This is a genomic window from Paenibacillus terrae (assembly GCF_000943545.1).
GTDB classification, from domain to species: domain Bacteria; phylum Bacillota; class Bacilli; order Paenibacillales; family Paenibacillaceae; genus Paenibacillus; species Paenibacillus terrae_A.
This window is the reverse complement of record NZ_JTHP01000005.1, coordinates 26,094-45,590: the sequence shown is the minus strand read 5'-3', so window position 1 is coordinate 45,590 and position 19,497 is coordinate 26,094. Positions and strand designations below refer to the sequence as shown.

Annotated in this window: 16 protein-coding genes; 10 read left to right on the top strand and 6 right to left on the bottom strand. The window is 47.6% G+C overall.

The window, feature by feature from the left end; translation table 11 throughout:
* Nucleotides 1–7 precede the first annotated feature (7 nt).
* Both QD47_RS04405 and QD47_RS04400 read right to left on the bottom strand, forming a co-directional pair.
* Complete coding sequence (locus tag QD47_RS04405) at nt 8–2,290, bottom strand: glycoside hydrolase family 65 protein (RefSeq protein WP_044644974.1); 2,283 nt, start codon at nt 2,288–2,290, stop codon at nt 8–10.
* 140 nt (nt 2,291–2,430) lie between these two features.
* Nucleotides 2,431–3,453 carry a LacI family DNA-binding transcriptional regulator gene (locus QD47_RS04400; protein WP_044644973.1) on the bottom strand — a complete coding sequence of 341 codons (1,023 nt, stop codon included), beginning with the start codon at nt 3,451–3,453 and terminating at the stop codon, nt 2,431–2,433.
* A gap of 243 nt (nt 3,454–3,696) precedes the next feature.
* Between QD47_RS04400 and QD47_RS04395 the strand changes: the two genes are divergently transcribed.
* Together QD47_RS04395 and QD47_RS04390 are read left to right on the top strand one after the other, a co-directional pair.
* Complete coding sequence (locus QD47_RS04395; RefSeq protein WP_044644972.1) at nt 3,697–5,361, top strand: PTS transporter subunit IIBC; 1,665 nt, start codon at nt 3,697–3,699, stop codon at nt 5,359–5,361.
* A 5-nt stretch (nt 5,362–5,366) separates the two neighbouring features.
* On the top strand, nt 5,367–6,188 hold the full coding sequence (locus QD47_RS04390; protein ID WP_044644971.1) for an endonuclease/exonuclease/phosphatase family protein: 822 nt from the start codon (nt 5,367–5,369) through the stop codon (nt 6,186–6,188).
* Nucleotides 6,189–6,215: 27 nt separating this feature from the next.
* Here the strand turns inward: QD47_RS04390 and QD47_RS04385 are convergent, their stop codons facing one another.
* Complete coding sequence (locus QD47_RS04385; protein ID WP_044644970.1) at nt 6,216–7,415, bottom strand: MFS transporter; 1,200 nt, start codon at nt 7,413–7,415, stop codon at nt 6,216–6,218.
* A gap of 190 nt (nt 7,416–7,605) precedes the next feature.
* A complete protein-coding gene (locus QD47_RS04380) occupies nt 7,606–8,103 on the bottom strand; it encodes a DinB family protein (RefSeq protein ID WP_044644969.1) in 498 nt (165 codons plus the stop codon).
* Nucleotides 8,104–8,408: 305 nt separating this feature from the next.
* Here QD47_RS04380 and QD47_RS04370 point away from each other — a divergent pair, with 305 nt between their 5' ends.
* Complete coding sequence (locus QD47_RS04370; RefSeq protein ID WP_235332183.1) at nt 8,409–8,675, top strand: helix-turn-helix domain-containing protein; 267 nt, start codon at nt 8,409–8,411, stop codon at nt 8,673–8,675.
* An 84-nt stretch (nt 8,676–8,759) separates the two neighbouring features.
* Here QD47_RS04370 and QD47_RS04365 read toward each other — a convergent pair whose 3' ends face one another.
* Both QD47_RS04365 and QD47_RS04360 read right to left on the bottom strand, forming a co-directional pair.
* Nucleotides 8,760–9,689, bottom strand: coding sequence for a response regulator (locus tag QD47_RS04365; protein WP_044644967.1), 930 nt, complete (start codon nt 9,687–9,689; stop codon nt 8,760–8,762).
* Nucleotides 9,690–9,694: 5 nt separating this feature from the next.
* A complete protein-coding gene (locus QD47_RS04360) occupies nt 9,695–10,996 on the bottom strand; it encodes a sensor histidine kinase (RefSeq protein ID WP_044644966.1) in 1,302 nt (433 codons plus the stop codon).
* 212 nt (nt 10,997–11,208) lie between these two features.
* On the opposite strand from QD47_RS04360, the gene QD47_RS04355 reads away from it, so the two are divergent.
* The 7 genes from QD47_RS04355 to QD47_RS04325 all read left to right on the top strand — a co-directional run bounded on the left by QD47_RS04355 (nt 11,209) and on the right by QD47_RS04325 (nt 19,490).
* Entirely contained in the window at nt 11,209–12,462 is a 1,254-nt protein-coding gene (locus tag QD47_RS04355; protein ID WP_044644965.1) for a cation:dicarboxylate symporter family transporter, read from the top strand.
* Between the two features lie 259 nt (nt 12,463–12,721).
* Nucleotides 12,722–14,233: a methyl-accepting chemotaxis protein gene (locus tag QD47_RS33865; protein WP_044644964.1), complete on the top strand. Its 1,512-nt coding sequence runs from the start codon at nt 12,722–12,724 to the stop codon at nt 14,231–14,233.
* A gap of 145 nt (nt 14,234–14,378) precedes the next feature.
* Entirely contained in the window at nt 14,379–14,741 is a 363-nt protein-coding gene (locus tag QD47_RS04345; protein ID WP_044644963.1) for a DUF1304 domain-containing protein, read from the top strand.
* A gap of 161 nt (nt 14,742–14,902) precedes the next feature.
* On the top strand, nt 14,903–16,522 hold the full coding sequence (locus QD47_RS04340; RefSeq protein ID WP_044644962.1) for an ABC transporter substrate-binding protein: 1,620 nt from the start codon (nt 14,903–14,905) through the stop codon (nt 16,520–16,522).
* A 73-nt stretch (nt 16,523–16,595) separates the two neighbouring features.
* A complete protein-coding gene (locus QD47_RS04335; RefSeq protein ID WP_044644961.1) occupies nt 16,596–17,546 on the top strand; it encodes an ABC transporter permease in 951 nt (316 codons plus the stop codon).
* A 4-nt stretch (nt 17,547–17,550) separates the two neighbouring features.
* The gene (locus QD47_RS04330; RefSeq protein ID WP_044644960.1) at nt 17,551–18,396 is read left to right on the top strand and encodes an ABC transporter permease; all 846 of its coding nucleotides are present in this window, start codon (nt 17,551–17,553) and stop codon (nt 18,394–18,396) included.
* A 65-nt stretch (nt 18,397–18,461) separates the two neighbouring features.
* Nucleotides 18,462–19,490, top strand: a complete 1,029-nt coding sequence (locus QD47_RS04325; protein WP_044644959.1) for an ABC transporter ATP-binding protein — start codon at nt 18,462–18,464, stop codon at nt 19,488–19,490.
* Nucleotides 19,491–19,497: the final 7 nt, after the last annotated feature.

Here is a 19,497-nt window from a genome sequence, read left to right as displayed (position 1 = left end):
CCCGTATTTATGAAACACTGTTCGTCATTAACGGTTGCCCATTGGTTATATGCGTTGGCTGTCCATACAGCTCCAGCGTCAGGGGTTCTCCGTCCAACAGCGTAATGATCACTTCATTTTCCTGTACGAGAATACTTAGCAAGCGACCGCGATAGTTGATTTTAAACGTATATTTGCTCCAGCCCTGCGGCAGGAAGGGGGAAAAACTCAACGTTTCGTTATACGTTCTCATTCCGGCAAAGCCCTGCACAATCGCCAGCCAGCTTCCCGTCATGGAGGTAATATGCAGACCGTCCTCGGTATCGTTATTATAATTATCCAGATCCAGACGGGCCGTTCGTTTATACATCTCGACTGCTTTTTCCTCCATTTTGAGCTCGGCAGCCAGCACAGCGTGAATGGATGGGGACAGACTGGATTCATGAACGGTCATGGGCTCATAAAATGCAAAATGGCGTGCTTTTTCCTCCAGCGTGAACCGATCTCCGAAGAAATACAGACCTTGCAGCACATCCGCCTGCTTGATGAAGCAAGAACGGAGGATTTTATCCCATGACCATTTCTGATTTAGTGGCAGATGACTTGGATCAAGGGAGGATACAGGCTGTAAATCCTTATCCAGAAAGGTATCATGCTGTACGAATATGCCCCGTTCCTCATCGTAAGGATAATACATGCGGTTGATGATATCCTGCCAATGCGCAAGCTCATCCTCGGTAACAGCCAGCTTCTCCGATTTCTCTGAAGAAATTTGAGGCAAGACCGATAACGTATATTTTAAAACCCATGCAGCCAGCGTGTTGGTATACCAGTTGTTATTGACGTTATTCTCATATTCGTTCGGTCCGGTAACCCCGTGGATCATATACTGCTGATGGCGATGGGAAAAATGAACTCGATCCGCCCAGAAGCGGCTAATTTCGACCAGTACATCTATTCCATATTCCCGTAAATAGGCCAAGTCGCCCGTATAGTTGGTGTAATTGTAAATGGCATACGCGATGGCTCCGTTACGGTGAATCTCCTCGAAGGTAATTTCCCATTCATTATGGCACTCCACACCCGTAAAGGTGACCATAGGATACAGTGCTCCACGAAGACCTTGCTGCGCCGCGTTATGCTTGGCACCCTCCAGTTGATGGTAGCGGTATAGTAGCAGGTTTTTAGTCACGTTAGGTTCTGCCAGCGCCAAATACATCGGTACAGCGTACGCTTCCGTATCCCAATACGTGGCACCGCCATATTTCTCACCCGTAAAGCCTTTCGGTCCGATATTCAGGCGGGCGTCTTCACCGTAGTACGTAGAGAATAGCTGGAAAATGTTAAAACGTATTCCCTGCTGGGCCTCTGCATCCCCTTCGATTTCAACATCCGCTTTGTCCCAACGTCTGTCCCAAGCGGCGATATGCTCCTGCTTAAGCAGAGCGTATCCTTTGTTCACGGCTTCCACGGCGAGACGTTCAGCTTGTGGAATCAACGCATCCTTTTCTATGTCACGTGAGGTGGTGACCGCCACGATTTTTTGCAAATGAGCACTGTCACCCGGGGCGACGGTATATTGATAGTGGCGTGCAGCATACAAAAAGCCTTCTTCCGTCGTCTGATGATCCTGTCCCTCGGTCACAATACCCATGGTAGCGTTTACGGTAAAACGCGGAACACCAAACGAATTATCTATCGTCGTGGTGGACAGGCTGATGAATTGTTCCTGAACCTCGCGCGCTTCCTCTAGCCAGAACACCTCATCATAGTTGGTGTCCTCATTTCTCGTATTACCGTCCAGATAGGGGACAAGCTCAATCGTTAGAGGCTGATCGCCTATATTCGTTGCTTGGTAATCAATCAGGCATAGTTCACGAGTGGTGATGCTTAGAAAACGTTCCGTAGTGATACGAACCTGACCGTTCACGGTACAGGCACGCCGCAGAATACCTTGCTTCATGTCCAGTTCCTGCACAAAATCACTGATGTCTGCTGTGAATAAATCTACTTCCTGCTGGTTGACGATCAGACCGATGCCGATAAAATTCATGGCGTTGATAACCTTGCCAAAATACTCGGGATAGCCGTTTTTCCACCAGCCGACCTTTGTTTTGTCGGGGAACCAGACACCGGAGATATAAGTTCCTTGATGATGATCACCTGAATAGGCTTCTTCAAAATTTCCGCGCATGCCCATATAACCGTTGCCTATGGACATTATGCTTTCTTGTAATCGCATGTGTGTTGTATGTAGAGTGTGGGTTGTCAGTTTCCAGTTATCTACGTCAAATAATCGGTTATAAACCATGATTGCGTACCCCTCTCGGAAAATGAATTCGTTGTTTTAACGAAATCAGTATATGAGCGAGTTCAGTATATAGTGCAACCGATTGCCCTGTCAACGCAAAAAAACTGATTTTATGGATGTCCACAAAATCAGTTTTTTGTTCATTCCTCGGAGTACAGTAGCTTCTGACTGGATTCGCGTTCTACAATCCGGTGGGGAACGATGATATGTTTGGTCAGCTCCTTGGGGTCTTCGATTTTTTCGATCAGACTTTTGGCCGCCTGATAACCCAGGGTGAAGATATCAATATCTACGGAAGTAAGAGGGGGATTCATCAGCTCAGCCAGCATCAGATTGTTAAAGCTCACCATGGAAAGCTGTTCTGGCATGGACACGCCCAGTTGGGACAGAAATTTCTGTACAGCCATCGCTACAAGGTCGTCATTAACGATCATAGCGGTAGGCGGCGGGGAAACCTGCAATAGCGTCCGTATGTCCTCCAGGGTAAAAGGCTCCCTGACAACGTACTCGTCCGGTAGAGGCAAATGGGCCTCCCGCAGCGCATCCTGATAGCCCCTGAGTCTTTCGGTATTCACAGTGCGTTCATGATCTCCGCCAACATAAGCAATACGCTGATGATTCAGACGGATCAAATAAGTGACCACGTCCTTGGCGGCCTGGTAGTTATCGTTGTCCACATGGGTGGTTTCACTGATAAATTGCTGAGGCTTGCCGATTACAGTGTAAGGTATTTTTTCTCTATGAAAATACTCCACGATTTTATCCTCTTGCTTGGAATACAAGACAATATAGCCGTCAACACGTCCGGTTCGCGTCATCAGCTTCACGCGGGATAGCAATTCATCGCTCGTTTTTCCTGTGACAATCGACAGTGTATAGTTATGCTCATTTACCCATTCGCTGATCCCGCGAAGGCTTTCCGGAAAGAACGGGTTTTGAAAGATCGCCACATCCGATTCAGGCATAATAATGCCAATCGACTGTGTGACACGGTTAGCCAGACTTTGGGCTGAATAATTGGGCTCATAGCCAAGCGCCTTCATTTCTTTGCGGACACGTGCCTTGGTGGCCTCGCTAATTTTGGGGCTGTCTTGAATGACACGGGACACGGTGGAAGTAGCAACATTGGCACGCTTTGCGACATCTTTGATGGTTACTGCCATCGTCTTCTTCTCCTTTTGCTATCTCAAGCAGGAAATATTATGTTCTATCATACGATATTGGCTTAAAATCAACAAATTCGCGGCTTTTTTCGAGCTTTTACATCGTCATTAACCAAGATATTTACAATCAGGGTATTGCTAATAGAAAGCGATATCATTATAATAATTGTGCAACCGATTGCATATATTTACGAGGTAACAAACAACGCTGTACATACTATATGGATGGAGATTGATGGAGAAATGAAAAAACTTCTATCATTTGATTTTTGGCAAAAGTTTGGGAAAGCACTGCTTGTGGTAGTCGCCGTCATGCCAGCGGCCGGAATTATGATTTCGCTCGGTAAAGTGGTGGCGATGCTGGCTGGTGATGTTCATGTCTGGTTGACCGTCGGCGGGGTCATGGAAAATTTGGGTTGGGGCATCATTAACAATTTACACATTCTGTTTGCGGTGGCAATCGGCGGTTCCTGGGCCAAGGAACGGGCTGGCGGGGCTTTTGCTGCCTTAATTGCTTTTATCCTTATTAATATTTCAACAGGAACGATTTTGGGTGTATCCTCGAAGATGCTAACGCAGGAGGGGGCAACCACTCATACTCTCTTTGGTGTGACCATTCCGGTCAGTGGCTATTTTACCTCTGTCTTAGGGGCGCCTGCACTCAATATGGGCGTGTTTGTCGGTATCATTTCCGGGTTTGTCGGGGCAGTGGTATTTAACAAATACTACAATTACCGCAAGCTGCCAGACGCTTTAGCCTTTTTTAACGGTAAACGTTTTGTTCCTTTTGTCGTGATTTTATGGTCTGTTATCGTTAGTTTGATCATGTCTGCCATCTGGCCATTTATCCAGGGAGGGATTAACCAGTTTGGTGTTTGGTTGGCGACCTCTGGGGAATCGGCTCCTTTTGTAGCGCCATTTGTCTATGGTACACTGGAAAGACTGTTAATTCCCTTCGGGCTTCACCATATGCTGACGGTTCCTATTAACTATACTCAACTTGGTGGCGTTTACACGACGCTTACGGGTTCCGGGGCGGGCAGCGTCGTTGCTGGACAGGACCCGCTGTGGCTGGCTTGGGCAAGCGACCTGAGTGCGCTTCGTGGTACCGATCCGACAGCCTACAATAGCTTGTTGGAAGGCGTGACGCCTGCCCGCTTTAAGGTAGGACAAATGATCGGCGGAGCGGGAATCCTTATGGGACTGGCGGTGGCTATGTATCGCCGTGTAGACAAGGATAAGCGAAGCAAGTACAAGTCGATGATTTTTTCAGCCGCTGCTGCTGTCTTTTTGACAGGGGTAACGGAGCCGCTGGAATTTATGTTTATGTTCGTAGCGCCTGTACTGTACGTGGTTTATGCTATTCTTACCGGAATTGCGTTCGGAATGGCGGACATCATACATTTGCGTTTACATTCGTTTGGTATGATTGAACTGCTGACCCGACTGCCGTTGTCTATAAACGCGGGTTTGGTGCAGGACATTATCAATTTCGTGCTGACTTGTGTTGTATTTGCGGTGGTGACTTACTTTATCGCTTATTTTATGATCGGCAAATTCCAGATGGCTACACCGGGGCGGCTGGGGAACTATACGGATGAGGAGCCTCGGGAGACTTCCGAGGTGGGGAGTACGGAGGCAGATGGTGTGGCGGCTGTTTCCCCGCAAAATCAACTGGCTACGGATATCATCAAAACGCTTGGGGGTGAGCAGAACATTGTCGAGGTCGATGCCTGCATGACCCGTCTGCGTGTGACGGTCAAAGATACGGATGCCGTCGGGGACGAAAAGACATGGAAAGCGCTGGGCGCTCTGGGCTTGATTAAAGTAGATAACGGGGTACAGGCGGTTTACGGACCGAAGGCCGATGTGCTCAAATCAGATATACAAGACATACTCAACAGGTGATTACTTTGAAATTGTTAACCTTAAATGTACATGCTTGGATGGAAGAAAATCAGCTCGAAAAGCTAAAACAACTGGCCGCTTTTATTCATGAGCAGCAGTTCGATATCATTGCTTTGCAGGAAGTGAACCAGTCTATGGACGAGGCTCCTTTATCGCCGGACGATTTGGGCGCTTACTATAGCGCTGATCCTGAGGTGGTCATTAAGCGCGATAATTACGCTTATGTGCTGAATGGGTTATTGTCCGATACCTATTATTGGACGTGGGCCCCAGCACACATTGGCTTTGCCAAATACGATGAGGGCTTGGCGATTTTGTCCAAAACACCGATTGCAAACACGGTGAACGAATATGTTTCCTCGCTACGGGACTATGACAACTACCGCTCGCGTAAAATTGTGGGCGTGCAAGCAGTGATAGATGGAGTATCGGCATGGTTTGTGAGCGGGCACTACAACTGGTGGAATGATGAGGAATCCTTCCGTGGACTATGGGACCGTACAACAGAGGTATTGAACCCTTTTGCACCGACACCTGTTTTTATGATGGGGGATTTCAACAATGCGGCTGAAGTACGCGGGGAAGGGTATGATTATGTGCTGCAATCCGGCTGGTCGGACACCTATCCGAACGCGGCGGTACGTGATGAAGGCCACACGGTCATCAAAGCCATTGCAGGCTGGGAAAGTAACGCCGAACCGCTGCGGATTGACTATGTTTTTTCCAACAAACCCGTACAGGTTCAATCTTCAACCGTCGTGCTGAACGGAAAAACGGGATCAGTCGTATCCGATCATTTCGGGGTTGCAGTTGAATTGGAGCTGTAATTATAGGTAAAGGAACAGGCTGCCTGCTTATGCAAGTGGCCTTTTTCTTGAGGATTTCGACTTTAACCGAATGAAGTATTGGATAACAATAGCCATAAGCACCAAAAGCATATTGTAATAAAAAGGAGCATTTATGTTAAAACGTTCAATGAGTACGCCTGCGATGATTGGAGAAACAATGGCCCCTAATTCTGAAAATGATACGACGTTGCCGATAAATGGACTTCTATTTTCCTCAGGAATGACATCCCCCAGTTGGGAGTAAAAAGAATCCAGATAACTGGCTCCGCCAATGCCTCCGATGAACATTCCCAAGTATACAATCCATGGTTCCTTGAACCAAAGAAACAAGGCTATTTCCACCATGATCAGCAACAGGCCAATAATACTGAGGATTAAGCGATCTTTGAGCAGGTCCGATAGCTTGCCGATAAAGGGTGCCGATACAAACGTCGATACCCCGATGATGGTGAAAGCCAGACTGATTTCTACAGGGCTCCAGTGGAACTTGTAGGTTGCATACACCGAGAAGTACGTTAAAAATATGGCGAATGCACTCATTTCAAGGAAATGAACGGTGGAATAGAGCAGTAGCTGTTTCGTTAGCATGGTTTTTCTTTTCGATTCGTGAAGGGGTTCTTGCTGCTGCTGAGGTTTGGAAGAGAGACGGGAGAATGTCATTCTGGAGACGGCAACGAAGGATATACAGGAAAAAATAGCGACGAAATAGAACGGAACAGCTAAAGTAAAATAGGAAACAATGATTCCGCTCATGATAGGTCCCAAAATCGTACCTGCACCTTCGCTACTGCTGATATATCCATTGAGGATACCTCTATTCTCCGTGGTACTGATCTGGTTAATGGTAACTCTTACAAAGACGGTTAATCCTATCGCCACCAAGCCTTGAAGGAGTCTAAGGATGGATAGAATGAAGAAGCTTTCTGCAACCGGGAACAAGAGCATACAAATGATTTCAGCGAAGAGTAAGCTCAGCCCCAAGCGCTTTGCGCCAATCCTTTCATAAATTCGTCCTGCCAAGCCTCCACCCAGAAATCTTCCCACATAAAATAGAGAAAATAAAATACTCATATTGAGTGCGGATATGCCGAACTGTTCTACATAAATAGCAAAGAGCGGGAGGATCATACTCCCGCTCATATTAGCAATAAGACTGATGACAATCATACAAACGAGATTATGGTTTAAATGTATACGTCTCTTCATATCCTCGAAACCTCTCTTTGAGCTTGCATCATGGGAACCGTTTTTCTGATTGCTCCTGATTACGCATGAAGGGCTTCAAATCAAGGTAGGATGAATATGAAGTAAGCAGGGCACAAGGGGAGTGATTCTCCCTAGGATACGCAAGTGTGCTCCTCATTGTGCCTGATTTCCCGAGGGCACAGTTTTCCCTTTAAGCGGGAAAGCCCCCTCCAGGCGGCGGCCAAGCTCCATAAATACGGCGCAGCAGCACGATTTCGCCCAAATGATATGAGTTGTGGGAAGCGATATTCCGCAGCAGTCCCGCTTTCGTTTCACCGGGGAAATGGGCCAGCGAATCATCCAGCTGTGCGGTTTCGGCAATCTTTACAGCCTGATCTACACCCTGCAAAAATTCCTTAATAACTGCCTGCCATGCTTCTTCACTTTGCGGTCCAGTTTCTTCGGGCCAGCTTTCCATCACATTGCCCAGAAGCTGGGGCTTCCGGCCTTCCAAATGCTCCAGCATAAATTGCTGCCAGTAGCTCATATGCTTCAACAGTTGATAAATGCTGTAGGGCATTTCTACATTTTTTTTACCTGCCAGTTCAGCGTCGATATCCGGCAAAGCCCGAGCCACTCGAATATGTCCACGTTCACCGACCAGCGATTTAACCAGTGCTTGACCGAATAATTGGTTTGCATCCGACATGTACGATCATCCCTTCTATGGAGAGCATGTACTAGCTTGTTCCCATTTTACGATTATACAATTAAATTTTTGGAAATGAAAATTATAGCATGGTTTGCGAGAGAGAAGAATTTTCTGAAAAAAGTAGTTGATCTCAATGGAACTACAATAAAATTGTTTCATGAGAAACGAAAAATCATGAATCAGTATGATTTTTATTTAGATGCGAAAATGTTAAAGGGGAGCTTTTCGTATCTTATCAGCACGTCTATGACCTGCTTATGAAAACTAACCATCAGCTGGAGCAGTATCAGTAGAGAGAGAGTATGTCTTTACTGCTCAAGGAAGGCTGGATTCGCAGAACCCAGCTTAACGACAACAAAAAAGAGATTTATTTTCGTCTAACCCCGTTGGGGAAAAAGCTCTTTCTTGTGCATGAGTGGCTTCACAATAAAGTACAGCATCAGTTGCTTCAATTTTTAGATCGTTACAGTACGGAGGAATTAAATGTCTTGAAACGCTTGTTGTCCGATGGTGTCGGTTTTTTGGGTGCAATGGAACGGCAGGACAAGAGTGTGGAACCAAAAGACTAGAAGATGATCAGCATTTTTTAACCAAATGGCATCTGCGTAACCCTTCTCATGTGGTGGCACATTAGGGGGTAAGCAGGTGCTTTTTTAATGTAGCAGCCTTTTGGCCTCCATATAGAACACCTGTACAAATTTTTTTGTATTGATACGGGCTTGAGACAGCGAGGGCTCCACATTGTTTTGCAGTTCCAGCATTTTTTTGCGGATTTCTGTAAAATCAAAAAATTTGGACGCATAATTTTCAAATTTAGGGTGGGTATAATCCGTCAATCCGAGCGACACGATATGGCTTAGTGTCTGGAAAATAGCGCGGCGGACGCGCTGCTCAGATGCTTTGATTTCCTTACTCAGCTCTGTCGCAGAAGCCGAGCTTCCCAGCCGTTTCAAGGCTACATTCGCGAAGATATCCTTCAACGGCGGGAACAGATAGGGGGATAGGTTACCCGTATCTTCCTCATACTGGTCCAGATATTCCAGCATGTCCAGCAAATCCATACTGCCCGCTTCGCCGATCATTCCCATTTCGGAGAGCAGAAACTGCCCGGAAGTTGTGATGCTTTTGGTCGGTTCTACTGTTGTCGATGGTCCTCTCGATGTGAACATCGATAGCCCCTGTAGCGTGCGCTGGATATCCGTGATAGATTGCTGCATACGCAAACGTTCGGACACCTTATGAATCACCGCAATAATCTCCAGCCGATTCAAGGGCTTGGCAATGTAGTATTCAATACCGAGCGAGTATGCCTCGCCGATCATGTTTTTGGATTCAATACGGGAAATCATAATGATTTTGCCGCTGAATTGATCACTGAGTGCACGCACCGTCTGAATGCCATCACGAATCGGCATCAGCAGATCAATGAGCAATACATCAATCCGGTTAAGCTCCAATAGATCGCTGTTCACATAGGAACCGTCCTCCGCTTCCCCGATAACCTCACCGAGACCTTCATCTTCAATAATGTCTGCCAGCATAGAGCGAATTCCCTGATCGTCATCTACAATATAAAAACGCATCCGGGCTATCTTCCTTTCTCCGTCAGTTTCCGTAAAGGCAATGTGACTGTAAAAGTGGTCCGTACCCTGTCTGTGTGTTCTTCTTCCTGTTGCAGCACAATCGTTCCTTCGAGGCTCTCCGCGACCTCGCGCACATAAAACAATCCCATGCCAGTCGAAGGCTGTCCTTCATCATCATACTTGGTTGTATACCCCGGTGTGAAGACCATTTCCCGTTTGCGCTGAGGAATCCCCGGGCCGTTGTCCGTGACACTAAAGGTCACCGTGTCCTCTTTTCCTGGTAGAAACCGAATGGAAACGTCAATCCTTCCGCTGTCCTTCATCGCTTCAACCGCATTAGCTGTCAGGTTATTAATGAGTGTCAAAACCGTATAAACATGCAACTTGGGCAGCAAAGGGTCAACATTCAGGCTGAAATGAATAGACTTGTCCAGCGCTTGTGCATATTTGTGGTTCGTTCGGACGATCAGCTCCCCAAGCTCCCGAGAAGGCATGTAATGCACTCCGCTTTCCGCATCAATCAGCTTGGACAGCCCGGCATAAATCCGCTGACTGTCTTTTTTGATCTCATGAACTTGTCCGGAAATACGAAGCGCCTGTCTGGCGTAGCGGTCCCTGTCTTCCAAGGATTCAGCCTGCTGCAACTCCCGGTACAGCTCGTAGCTTTCACGGGTGATTTGCTCTGTGTGCGACAGGGTTTTGCCGAGCTGGACGGACTCCTCATACAGATCCGATACCAGAAGCAGAATCCGTTCGGTCTGCTCTCTTTGCGCCTCTTCATGCTGAACGGACTGCTTCAGGCGAATGATATTGTAGAACCCGAGCACGAAGAAGCTGCGGATCATGGCGATGAGCACCACCTTGCCCATCTTGATGATGTCCCAGAATTCCCCGTCAATGCTCCGCCGGACGCTAAGTTCCGCCACGCTTGCCGCAACCTCAATACCCACGGAGAGGATGCCCACCCGGAGAGCGCGGTAAGGCTCGGCATTAATGTTAAGGACCTGAAAGAGCAGGCCGTAGACTAGGTAATAAAAAAGGGTAGGCCCGTGCAGGGTCACCAGCTCTTCGAAGGAAAGGCCGGAATGGGTAAAATAACTGAGTGAGATACGAAAGGCCACCACGGCTATGCCTGTAAGCAGTCCTGATAATGCAGGCGGAATATGACGAATAGATAGCAGAAAGAAAAAAAATACAGGCGTGCCGAAGCTGAGACGAAATGTATTAAAGAAAGGGTGAATATTCAGCTCGCCCGCCAGTGGTACGACCACAAGCATAAGCAGGAAAAGGAGGATATTCAGCTTCATATTTATTCACCTCCTGTGTATTCGATCAAAAAGGCAATGTGAGATAAATTCACAATTCAACATTAAAGTGGTGAATTTATTGAAAAAAAACAAATACAGGTGTAGATAATTGTCGGTTTTTATAGATCAGACTGTAGTATAAATAACACCATTTGAATATTAAGAACAGCATACTGAAAAAATATACAAATCGGCCAGGGGGGAGACACGAAGTGAAAAAGATTAATTTGACGATGCAAATCTTTATCGGACTGGCTTTAGGTATTATTATTGGTGCCTTATTTTACGGCAATTCAGGGGTGGAAGTCTACTTAAAGCCGATCGGCGATATTTTTATCCGGTTGATTAAGATGATTGTCGTGCCTATTGTGATCTCAACTCTCATTATCGGCGTAGCCGGCGTCGGAGATATTAAAAAGCTGGGCAAGCTCGGCGGAAAGTCTATTGTGTACTTTGAAATTGTGACGACCATTGCAATCCTTTTCGGATTGCTGGTTGCGAATCTGGTTCGTCCCGGAGACGGTGTAGACATGTCCCACCTGGCCAAGAGTGATATCCATAGCTACGTGGAGACGGCTGAAAAGTCAGGCCACAGCTTTATGGATACGATTGTCCATATTGTTCCTACTAATATTTTTCAAGCGCTGGGCGAAGGGGATATGCTGGCTATTATCTTCTTCTCCGTCTTGTTCGGACTAGGGGTAGCGGCGATTGGTAACAAGGGCAAGCCTGTGCTGAATTTCTTCGAAGGCGTAGCCGACGCTATGTTCTGGGTAACCAATCAGGTGATGCGCTTGGCTCCGTTCGGTGTATTTGCACTGATTGGAACGACAGTAGCCAAGTTTGGGCTGGCCTCATTGTGGCCGTTATTGAAGCTTGTTTTGTCGGTGTACGGCTCCATGCTGCTATTCATTGTGATTGTTTTTGGAATTATCGCCAAGCTCTGCGGTACTCGTCTCTGGACTATGGTCAAAATTTTGAAAAGTGAGCTGCTACTTGCCTACTCAACGGCCAGCTCGGAAAGTGTCCTGCCTAAGATCATGGAGAAAATGGAGAAGTTCGGATGTCCGAAAGGAATTACTTCCTTTGTCATTCCGATAGGATATTCCTTTAATCAGGACGGTTCCACCTTGTATCAGGCGCTGGCTGCGATCTTCATCGCCCAGATGTATGGTATTGATCTGCCGATCACTACACAGATCACGCTGATGCTAGTGCTGATTATTTCTTCCAAAGGTATGGCAGGTGTGCCGGGCGCTTCCTTTGTAGTTTTGCTCGCTACACTGGGATCAGTGAACCTTCCGCTGGAAGGCTTGGCCTTTATCGCTGGTATTGATCGTATTCTCGATATGGCGCGTACGGTAGTCAATGTATTAGGCAACTCACTTGCCGCCGTGGTCATGTCCAAATGGGAAGGCGAATATGATAAGGAAAAAGGCGAGGAATACGCTGCTTCTTTGAAATAAAATCGAATAAACCGAATATTTGCCGAAAAGAACACTCTTGCAGAGTAAGTGCGAGGGTGTTCTTTTCGTTTCCAGACCTGTGAGGTTTCTCCCTTTTTCGACATTTTTCGATATTTTATCTATGAATATTTGGGCATATGGCCTTAAAAAATGGTTCTTTTTACCTAATTAATTTCATTTTTATTTATAATGATTATTGATAATATTCCGATATAAAATATACCGTTTCAAACATTGGTTCAGAAGGGAAGATCATATCATGTTTCTCAAAAAAAACGAGGCTCAATCACTTGCTCCTTTAGTGGAAGAAAGCCGCAAATTGTCGCAAAAAATACAGCAGAAGGACTACTCTGCCGCAATACAACTATCCTCTGCATCTTCTGAGGTTCAAGAAATCGCAAACAATGTCAACCAAGCGCTTGAATCCATCAAAAATGAGGCTCGACACACCGACATTCGTCTGAAGCTCGTCACCAAGGCGATTGAAGTCGGCTTATGGGATATGGAGGTCATTGCAGGTGATCCTGTGAATCCAAACAATACGTTCACATGGACAGATGAATTCCGCTCCATGTTGGGGTATCAGAGCGAAAAGGATTTCCCAAATGTATTGGATAGCTGGGCATCCCGGTTACATCCGGAGGATTATGACTGGGTATTGGCAGCGTTGGCGGATCATTTGCTGGATCATACCGGAAAAACTCCTTATGACATTCAGTATCGCTTAAAGCTGAAGCATGGCGAATACCGTTGGTTCCGTGCGACTGGAACGACAATTCGAGATCAGCAAGGAGTGCCACTGCGAATCGCAGGCGCTTTGCTGGATGTGAATGACCAGAAAATCAAGTCTGAGGAATTGGAAGCAATGGTTACAAGGTATGACCTTGTTAACCGTGTATTAATCGAAGCTCCATACGACATCATTCTGGTTGACGGAGATGTAGAGAATCCAAATAGTGAATTTTGGTGGTCACCGCAATTTCGCAAAACGCTGGGTTTTAGTGATGAGAAAGACTTTCCGAGTGCGCTTAGCAGTTGGAGTTCACGCTTGCATCCAGATGACGTTGAAATAGCGTTTAAAGCGTTGAACGACCATTTGAATGATTTTTCAGATCGCACTCCCTATGAAGTAACTTGCCGCTTGCAGAATAAAAATGGCGAATACCGCTGGTATTATAATAGTGGTGGAAGCATACGTGACAGTAAGGGAGTGCCAATTCGCATGGCAGGTACTATCCGTGATGTAACGTTGGAAAAACAAAAGCAGTCCGTTGCGGACGAGCTCACGCTCAAAATACAGCATCTTTCGGATTCCATCGCGGAAATGGTGAATGGTGTCAACTCGGTTAGTAATCAGGCGCAGGAGCTGGCTACGGCTCAAGAGCAATCGACTGAGGCGGCTAATCAGGCCAAAGTCAGCGCGGAAGAGACACAAAACATTTCCAACTTCATTAAAGAGATTGCCAATCAAACGAATCTGCTTGGGCTGAATGCGGCGATCGAGGCATCCCGTGCGGGTGAACAGGGACGCGGCTTTGCCGTAGTTGCGGATGAAGTAAGGAAGCTTGCCATTCACAGCGCCGATGCGACCGGAAATATTGAGACCAGTCTGGACGAAATGAAGACGCTTATCGAGCGGATTTTGCATAACATCGGCAACATGTCTACGTTGACGCAGACACAGGCCGCGCTCACGCAGCAGGTGAATGCATCTACGGACGAGATTAACAGCATGTCCAAAGCATTGCTGGATTTTGCGAGAACCATGTAACTAACATTCTTCTAAGCGCTATGCAAGAATTAGACCGGGCTTAGTCCCGGTCTATTTACTGATTTTGGGAAATGGATTATAATCCTCAAGAGTGAATCCGAAAGTTACAACTTACAACGATTTTGCGTGGAAAAGAGGAATACGCTTGAGCTTGATAAGTTCAATATTGGTGGGAATTGTTGCTCTGGAGCATGTGTACATTTTAATATTGGAAATGTTTTTGTGGACGACTCCACGGGCGATGCGCACGTTCGGCACCTCCAAGGAGCTGGCGGAAGTAACCAAGTCCATGGCGGCAAATCAGGGATTGTATAACGGCTTTTTGGCAGCTGGATTGGTGTGGGGCTTGTGCTACCCGGACGCTGTGATAGGCTGGCAAATTCAGCTGTTCTTTGTCATTTGCGTGGTAGTGGCTGCGGTGTATGGTGCATTGACGTCCAATAAGTCTATTTTATTGAAACAAGGATTACCCGCCATCCTGGCATTAATCAGTTTGCTGGTCTTCTAAAAGACACCCTAAACGGGTGTTTTTTTTGCTGAATTCGATCACATAATGTCTGAATTTCTAATGACAAGGGGAATTAGGTAGTTTTTGATTGATTGTAAATCCGATTATTCCGATTTATAATATTTTTTATTACACACTTAGAGAACTCGGAGGCTAGAGACATGCGACGTAATTGGACTGGTGTATTTGTATTGATCATATTAATGTTGGTGGTAAGTGCCTGCTCTGGCGGGAATTCCGGTTCTTCGTCTGCGACAAACGAAAGTGCAGCGAATACGAATGCTACAACAGCGGATAACGGGCAACCAAAGGAAGGCGGCAGCCTGATCATCGGTGTACAAGCCGATCCGGTGGTGCTGAACCCGAACTATGCGGGTGATCGGGTGAGTCTGACGATAGATCAGGCGATATTCGCACCTTTGTTTCAGGTGAACAACGGCAAGAAGACATTCTATCTGGCAGATAGCCTGACTCCTTCGGCAGACAAGCTGACGTACACGCTGAAGCTGAAAAAGAATTTGACCTGGCATGATGGTCAAAAGCTGACGGCTGACGATGTGGTTTTCACGATTAATAAAATTTTGGACGAGAAGCAGCACAGCTTTTTGAGAAGTAATTTTATGATCAACGGCAAGCCGGTTCAGGTGAGCAAGGTTGATGATACAACGGTGGATTTCAAGCTTCCGCAGGCAGCTCCTGCTTTTGAAGCGGCGCTGGTACAGGTATCCCCGATTCCGAAGCATATTTTCGAGAACGAAGCGGATATTGAGAAAAGTACGAAAAACAACACTCCAGTCGGTTCCGGCCCGTTCAAGTTTAAAGAATACAAAACTGGTGAGTACGTGACACTGGAACGGTTCGATAACTATTTTGGTGGCAAGCCGCATCTGGACTCTGTGACGTACCGAATTGTGAAGGATTCGAATGCTGCGAGCTTGGCGCTCCAGAATGGCGAAATCAATGTTAACTATGTAGACCCGCAAAATGTGGAGACGATTAAAGCAACCGGGAAATTTGACATTTTCCCATACAGCGAAGGCCGTTTGGCTTATCTGATGTTTAATGAGAACAGCGACACGAAGCAGTTGAACAAAAAAGAAGTGCGTCAGGCGCTCTCTTATGCGCTGAATCAGGATGAGTTGATTCAGGTATCTTATGGCTCCAAGGATTATGCGGATACTGCGAAGTCTGCACTGACACAGGACGTGCTGTATCACACGAACGATGTTCCATTTTTCAATAATGATGTGAACAAGGCGAAAGAACTGCTGAAATCGGCTGGAGCTGAAGGACTGAAGCTGCGCATTATTATCCCGGGCGGTAATAAGGTGCAAGAGGCACAAGCGCTGTACATTCAGCAGAAGTTGAAGGATATCGGCGTTCAGTTGGATGTAAACAGCATGGATTCCTCGGCTTGGTCGCAAAAATTCGTCGATACGAATGCCAAGGACTTCGATCTGGCGATCAGCGGCTATATCATGGGTTATGACCCGGATGCGTACCGTATCTTGTATAGCACCGGATCGTCCTCCAACTATTCGCATTATTCCAACAAAGCAGTGGATAAGTTGATGGAAGAAGGCGCAGCGGAGTCGGATACGACCAAACGTGGAGAAATCTACAAAAAGGTACAAGAGATTTTGGCTGATGATGCAGTTATCTACCCGATTGCTTATACCAAAACGATTGTAGCGTTCGACAAGCAGTATGGCGGTATTGATCAGGCTGTGCTGAAACCGGTCGTAATTTTCGAAGATTTGTCCAAAATTTATCACAAATAAGACAGGGTTTTCAAAAAATAAGCTGGGAGAACCAGCTTATTTTTTTCGAGAACAGCAAGGGGAAGAGAAACGTATGAGACAACTCATCGCCAGAAGATTGCTGCAAGTTATACCGATGCTATTTTTCGTATCCATCGTCTGCTTCGGCTTGATCAAGCTGGCTCCAGGTGATCCGGTTCTCTCTTTTGTTACACCGAATATGCATCTGGAAGATATCGAACGTATGAGGCACAGCTTGGGGCTGGATCAGCCTGCTTATGTGCAGTACATGTTATGGCTCAAAAAAAGTCTCACAGGTGATTTGGGCTACTCGCTGATTAATCACCAGCCGGTACTGGATCAGATTCTGGATCGCCTCCCGGCTACCGCCGGATTAATGGGTGCATCCATTGTACTGGCTGTCCTGATTGCGATTCCACTCGGCTTGACGGCTGCCGCCAATCGAAACCGCTGGATCGACAAGCTGATTAACCTGATGTCATACATCGGGATTTCTGTGCCATTGTTTTGGCTCGGCATTTTACTTATTTATTCGTTTGCTATTTATCTGCATTGGCTTCCAAGTACGGGGATGCGGACCATTGGAACGGACTCGGCGCTCGATGTGATCAAGCATGGGATTTTACCGTGTTTTGTATTAGCTTTCGGGTTTTTATCTGTGTATGTGAGGTATATCCGCTCCAGTACAATAACGCAGCTCAAGGAAGAATACGTGCAGATTCAATATGCATTCGGGTCTGGAAAACGACTGGTATTATTTCGGCATGTGCTCAAGCATGTGCTGTTGCCCATCATTACGCTGCTCGGTATGTCGGTTGCAGATCTGGTAGCCGGAGCCATCGTGACCGAGACGGTATTTTCCTGGCCGGGCATTGGCTCGCTGGGCATGACGGCGGTAAAAGGGATGGATTATCCTGTTATTATGGGCATTACACTGTTTTCCGCCCTGCTGCTGATCCTGGGCAATCTGCTTGCGGATATTTTGTACAGCATCGCGGACCCGAGAATTAAATCAACGAGGTGAACTCATGAATCGGAGCAAATGGCGCAACATCGGGATCGAGCTGATGACGAGCAAAATGGGCGCCGCCGCCCTCATACTATTGATCGTATTCTCGCTGGGGGCAATCTTCGCTTTTTTGTCACCGCAGGACCCGAACAAGCTGAACGTGCTGGAACGACTCCAACCGCCGGGAGCGTCACACTGGTTTGGAACGGATGACTACGGCCGAGACTATTTTACAAGGGCGCTGTACGGTGGTCGTGTATCTTTGTTGGTGGGCTTTGCGTCCATGATTATTGCGACCAGTATTGGCGCGATAGTAGGCATTGTGAGCGGCTATTTCGGCGGATGGATCGATAATTTGCTCATGCGGATTTTGGAGCTGATCATGTCGATTCCGTCTTTTTTGGTTATTTTGCTGTTGAGTGTGTTTTTGAAGCCGGGCGTCGGCAATATTATTGTCATTATCGCCCTGCTGATGTGGATGAATATTGCCCGGGTGGTCCGGGCAGAGACGATGACGCTGCGGGAACGGGAATATGTGCTGTATGCCAAAGCATCGGGACAAAGCACATTCGGGATCATTCTGAAGCACATCGTCCCGAACCTGATTCCGGTAATTATCGTGGGGGCGACGAACAATATCGCTTCGGCAATTATGATGGAATCGTCACTGAGCTTCCTCGGCTTTGGTGTGCAACTGCCGAACGCTACGTGGGGAAGTATGCTGAATAATGCTCAAGGGTATATTGCACAGGCTCCATATATGGCCTTATTCCCTGGGCTGCTTATTTTACTGACCGTGCTTAGCTTTAATGTCTTGGGGGACGTGCTGCGTGTAGGCTTTGAACCCAAGCTGGTGAAACGATGATTCGCAACCAGCTACAAGAACCATTACCAATGGCTCCAGGAGCGACAGAAAGGAGCGACAACACAATGACGGAACATCTGCTGTCCGTCGAACAGCTGGAGGTTTCCTTTTTCACTCGTGAGGGGGAGAACCAGGCGGTTCGAGGGGTTAGCTTTCATATTGATGCTGGAGAAACGGTAGGAATCGTAGGAGAATCCGGTAGCGGTAAAAGCGTTACAGCTAAAGCGATCCTGTCCATGATTGCCCCGCCGGGCAAGCGGCTGAATGGCGATATTCGTTACCGGGGAGAAAGTCTGACGGCTCTAACGGAAAAGCAATGGCGTAAAATACGCGGGAACCAGATTGCGATGGTCTTTCAGGACCCGATGACCTCGCTGAACCCGGTCAAGAAGGTCGGCTATCATCTGGTGGAGGTGATACGCAGACACCAGGGACTGGGCAAGGAGGCGGCTACGAAAGCCGCTGTGGAGCTGCTGCGACAGGTGGGGATTACCGAGCCGGAACGCCGGATGAACCAATACCCGCATCAATTCAGCGGGGGGATGCGTCAGCGGGTGATGATCGCGATGGCGCTCTCGTGCAGCCCGGAGCTGCTGATTGCTGACGAGCCGACCACGGCGCTGGACGTGACGATCCAGGCGCAAATTCTGGAGCTGCTCAAGACGTTGAAGCAGCAATCCGACATGGCGATTGCCCTGATCACCCATGATCTGGGCGTCGTCGCCCAGGTGTGCAGCCGTGTCATCGTGATGTACGGCGGCATGGTGATGGAGGAGGGTCGCGTGGACGATATCTTTTATCGTCCGGCCCACCCGTATACGCAGGGCCTGCTGCGCTCTGTGCCGCAGCGCACGAACGGCTTCCGCGAGCGGCTGGTGCCGATCGAGGGCACGCCGCCGGACCTGCTGGACCCGCCGTCCGGCTGTCCGTTCATGGAACGGTGCCCTCATGCCTTTGCCCGCTGTGTAGAGCGGCCACCGATGGTGGAGCTTCGCCCGGATCAACGGGCGGCCTGCTGGCTGAACGAGCCGGACGCTGTGCCTGCCGGAGTCTACGAGACGCCCGAAGCGGGCCATGTGGAAGGGAGGGTTTAACGTGAGT

Excerpts from the sequence above, each read along its gene's own strand:
- QD47_RS04405 (WP_044644974.1), bottom strand. The coding sequence starts at position 2,290 with ATGGTTTATAACCGATTATTTGACGTAGATAACTGGAAACTGACAACC.
- QD47_RS04400 (WP_044644973.1), bottom strand. The coding sequence starts at position 3,453 with ATGGCAGTAACCATCAAAGATGTCGCAAAGCGTGCCAATGTTGCTACT.
- QD47_RS04395 (WP_044644972.1), top strand. The coding sequence starts at position 3,697 with ATGAAAAAACTTCTATCATTTGATTTTTGGCAAAAGTTTGGGAAAGCA.
- QD47_RS04385 (WP_044644970.1), bottom strand. The coding sequence starts at position 7,415 with ATGAAGAGACGTATACATTTAAACCATAATCTCGTTTGTATGATTGTC.
- QD47_RS04380 (WP_044644969.1), bottom strand. The coding sequence starts at position 8,103 with ATGTCGGATGCAAACCAATTATTCGGTCAAGCACTGGTTAAATCGCTG.
- QD47_RS04370 (WP_235332183.1), top strand. The coding sequence starts at position 8,409 with ATGTCTTTACTGCTCAAGGAAGGCTGGATTCGCAGAACCCAGCTTAAC.
- QD47_RS04365 (WP_044644967.1), bottom strand. The coding sequence starts at position 9,689 with ATGCGTTTTTATATTGTAGATGACGATCAGGGAATTCGCTCTATGCTG.
- QD47_RS04360 (WP_044644966.1), bottom strand. The coding sequence starts at position 10,996 with ATGAAGCTGAATATCCTCCTTTTCCTGCTTATGCTTGTGGTCGTACCA.
- QD47_RS33865 (WP_044644964.1), top strand. The coding sequence starts at position 12,722 with ATGTTTCTCAAAAAAAACGAGGCTCAATCACTTGCTCCTTTAGTGGAA.
- QD47_RS04340 (WP_044644962.1), top strand. The coding sequence starts at position 14,903 with ATGCGACGTAATTGGACTGGTGTATTTGTATTGATCATATTAATGTTG.
- QD47_RS04335 (WP_044644961.1), top strand. The coding sequence starts at position 16,596 with ATGAGACAACTCATCGCCAGAAGATTGCTGCAAGTTATACCGATGCTA.
- QD47_RS04330 (WP_044644960.1), top strand. The coding sequence starts at position 17,551 with ATGAATCGGAGCAAATGGCGCAACATCGGGATCGAGCTGATGACGAGC.
- QD47_RS04325 (WP_044644959.1), top strand. The coding sequence starts at position 18,462 with ATGACGGAACATCTGCTGTCCGTCGAACAGCTGGAGGTTTCCTTTTTC.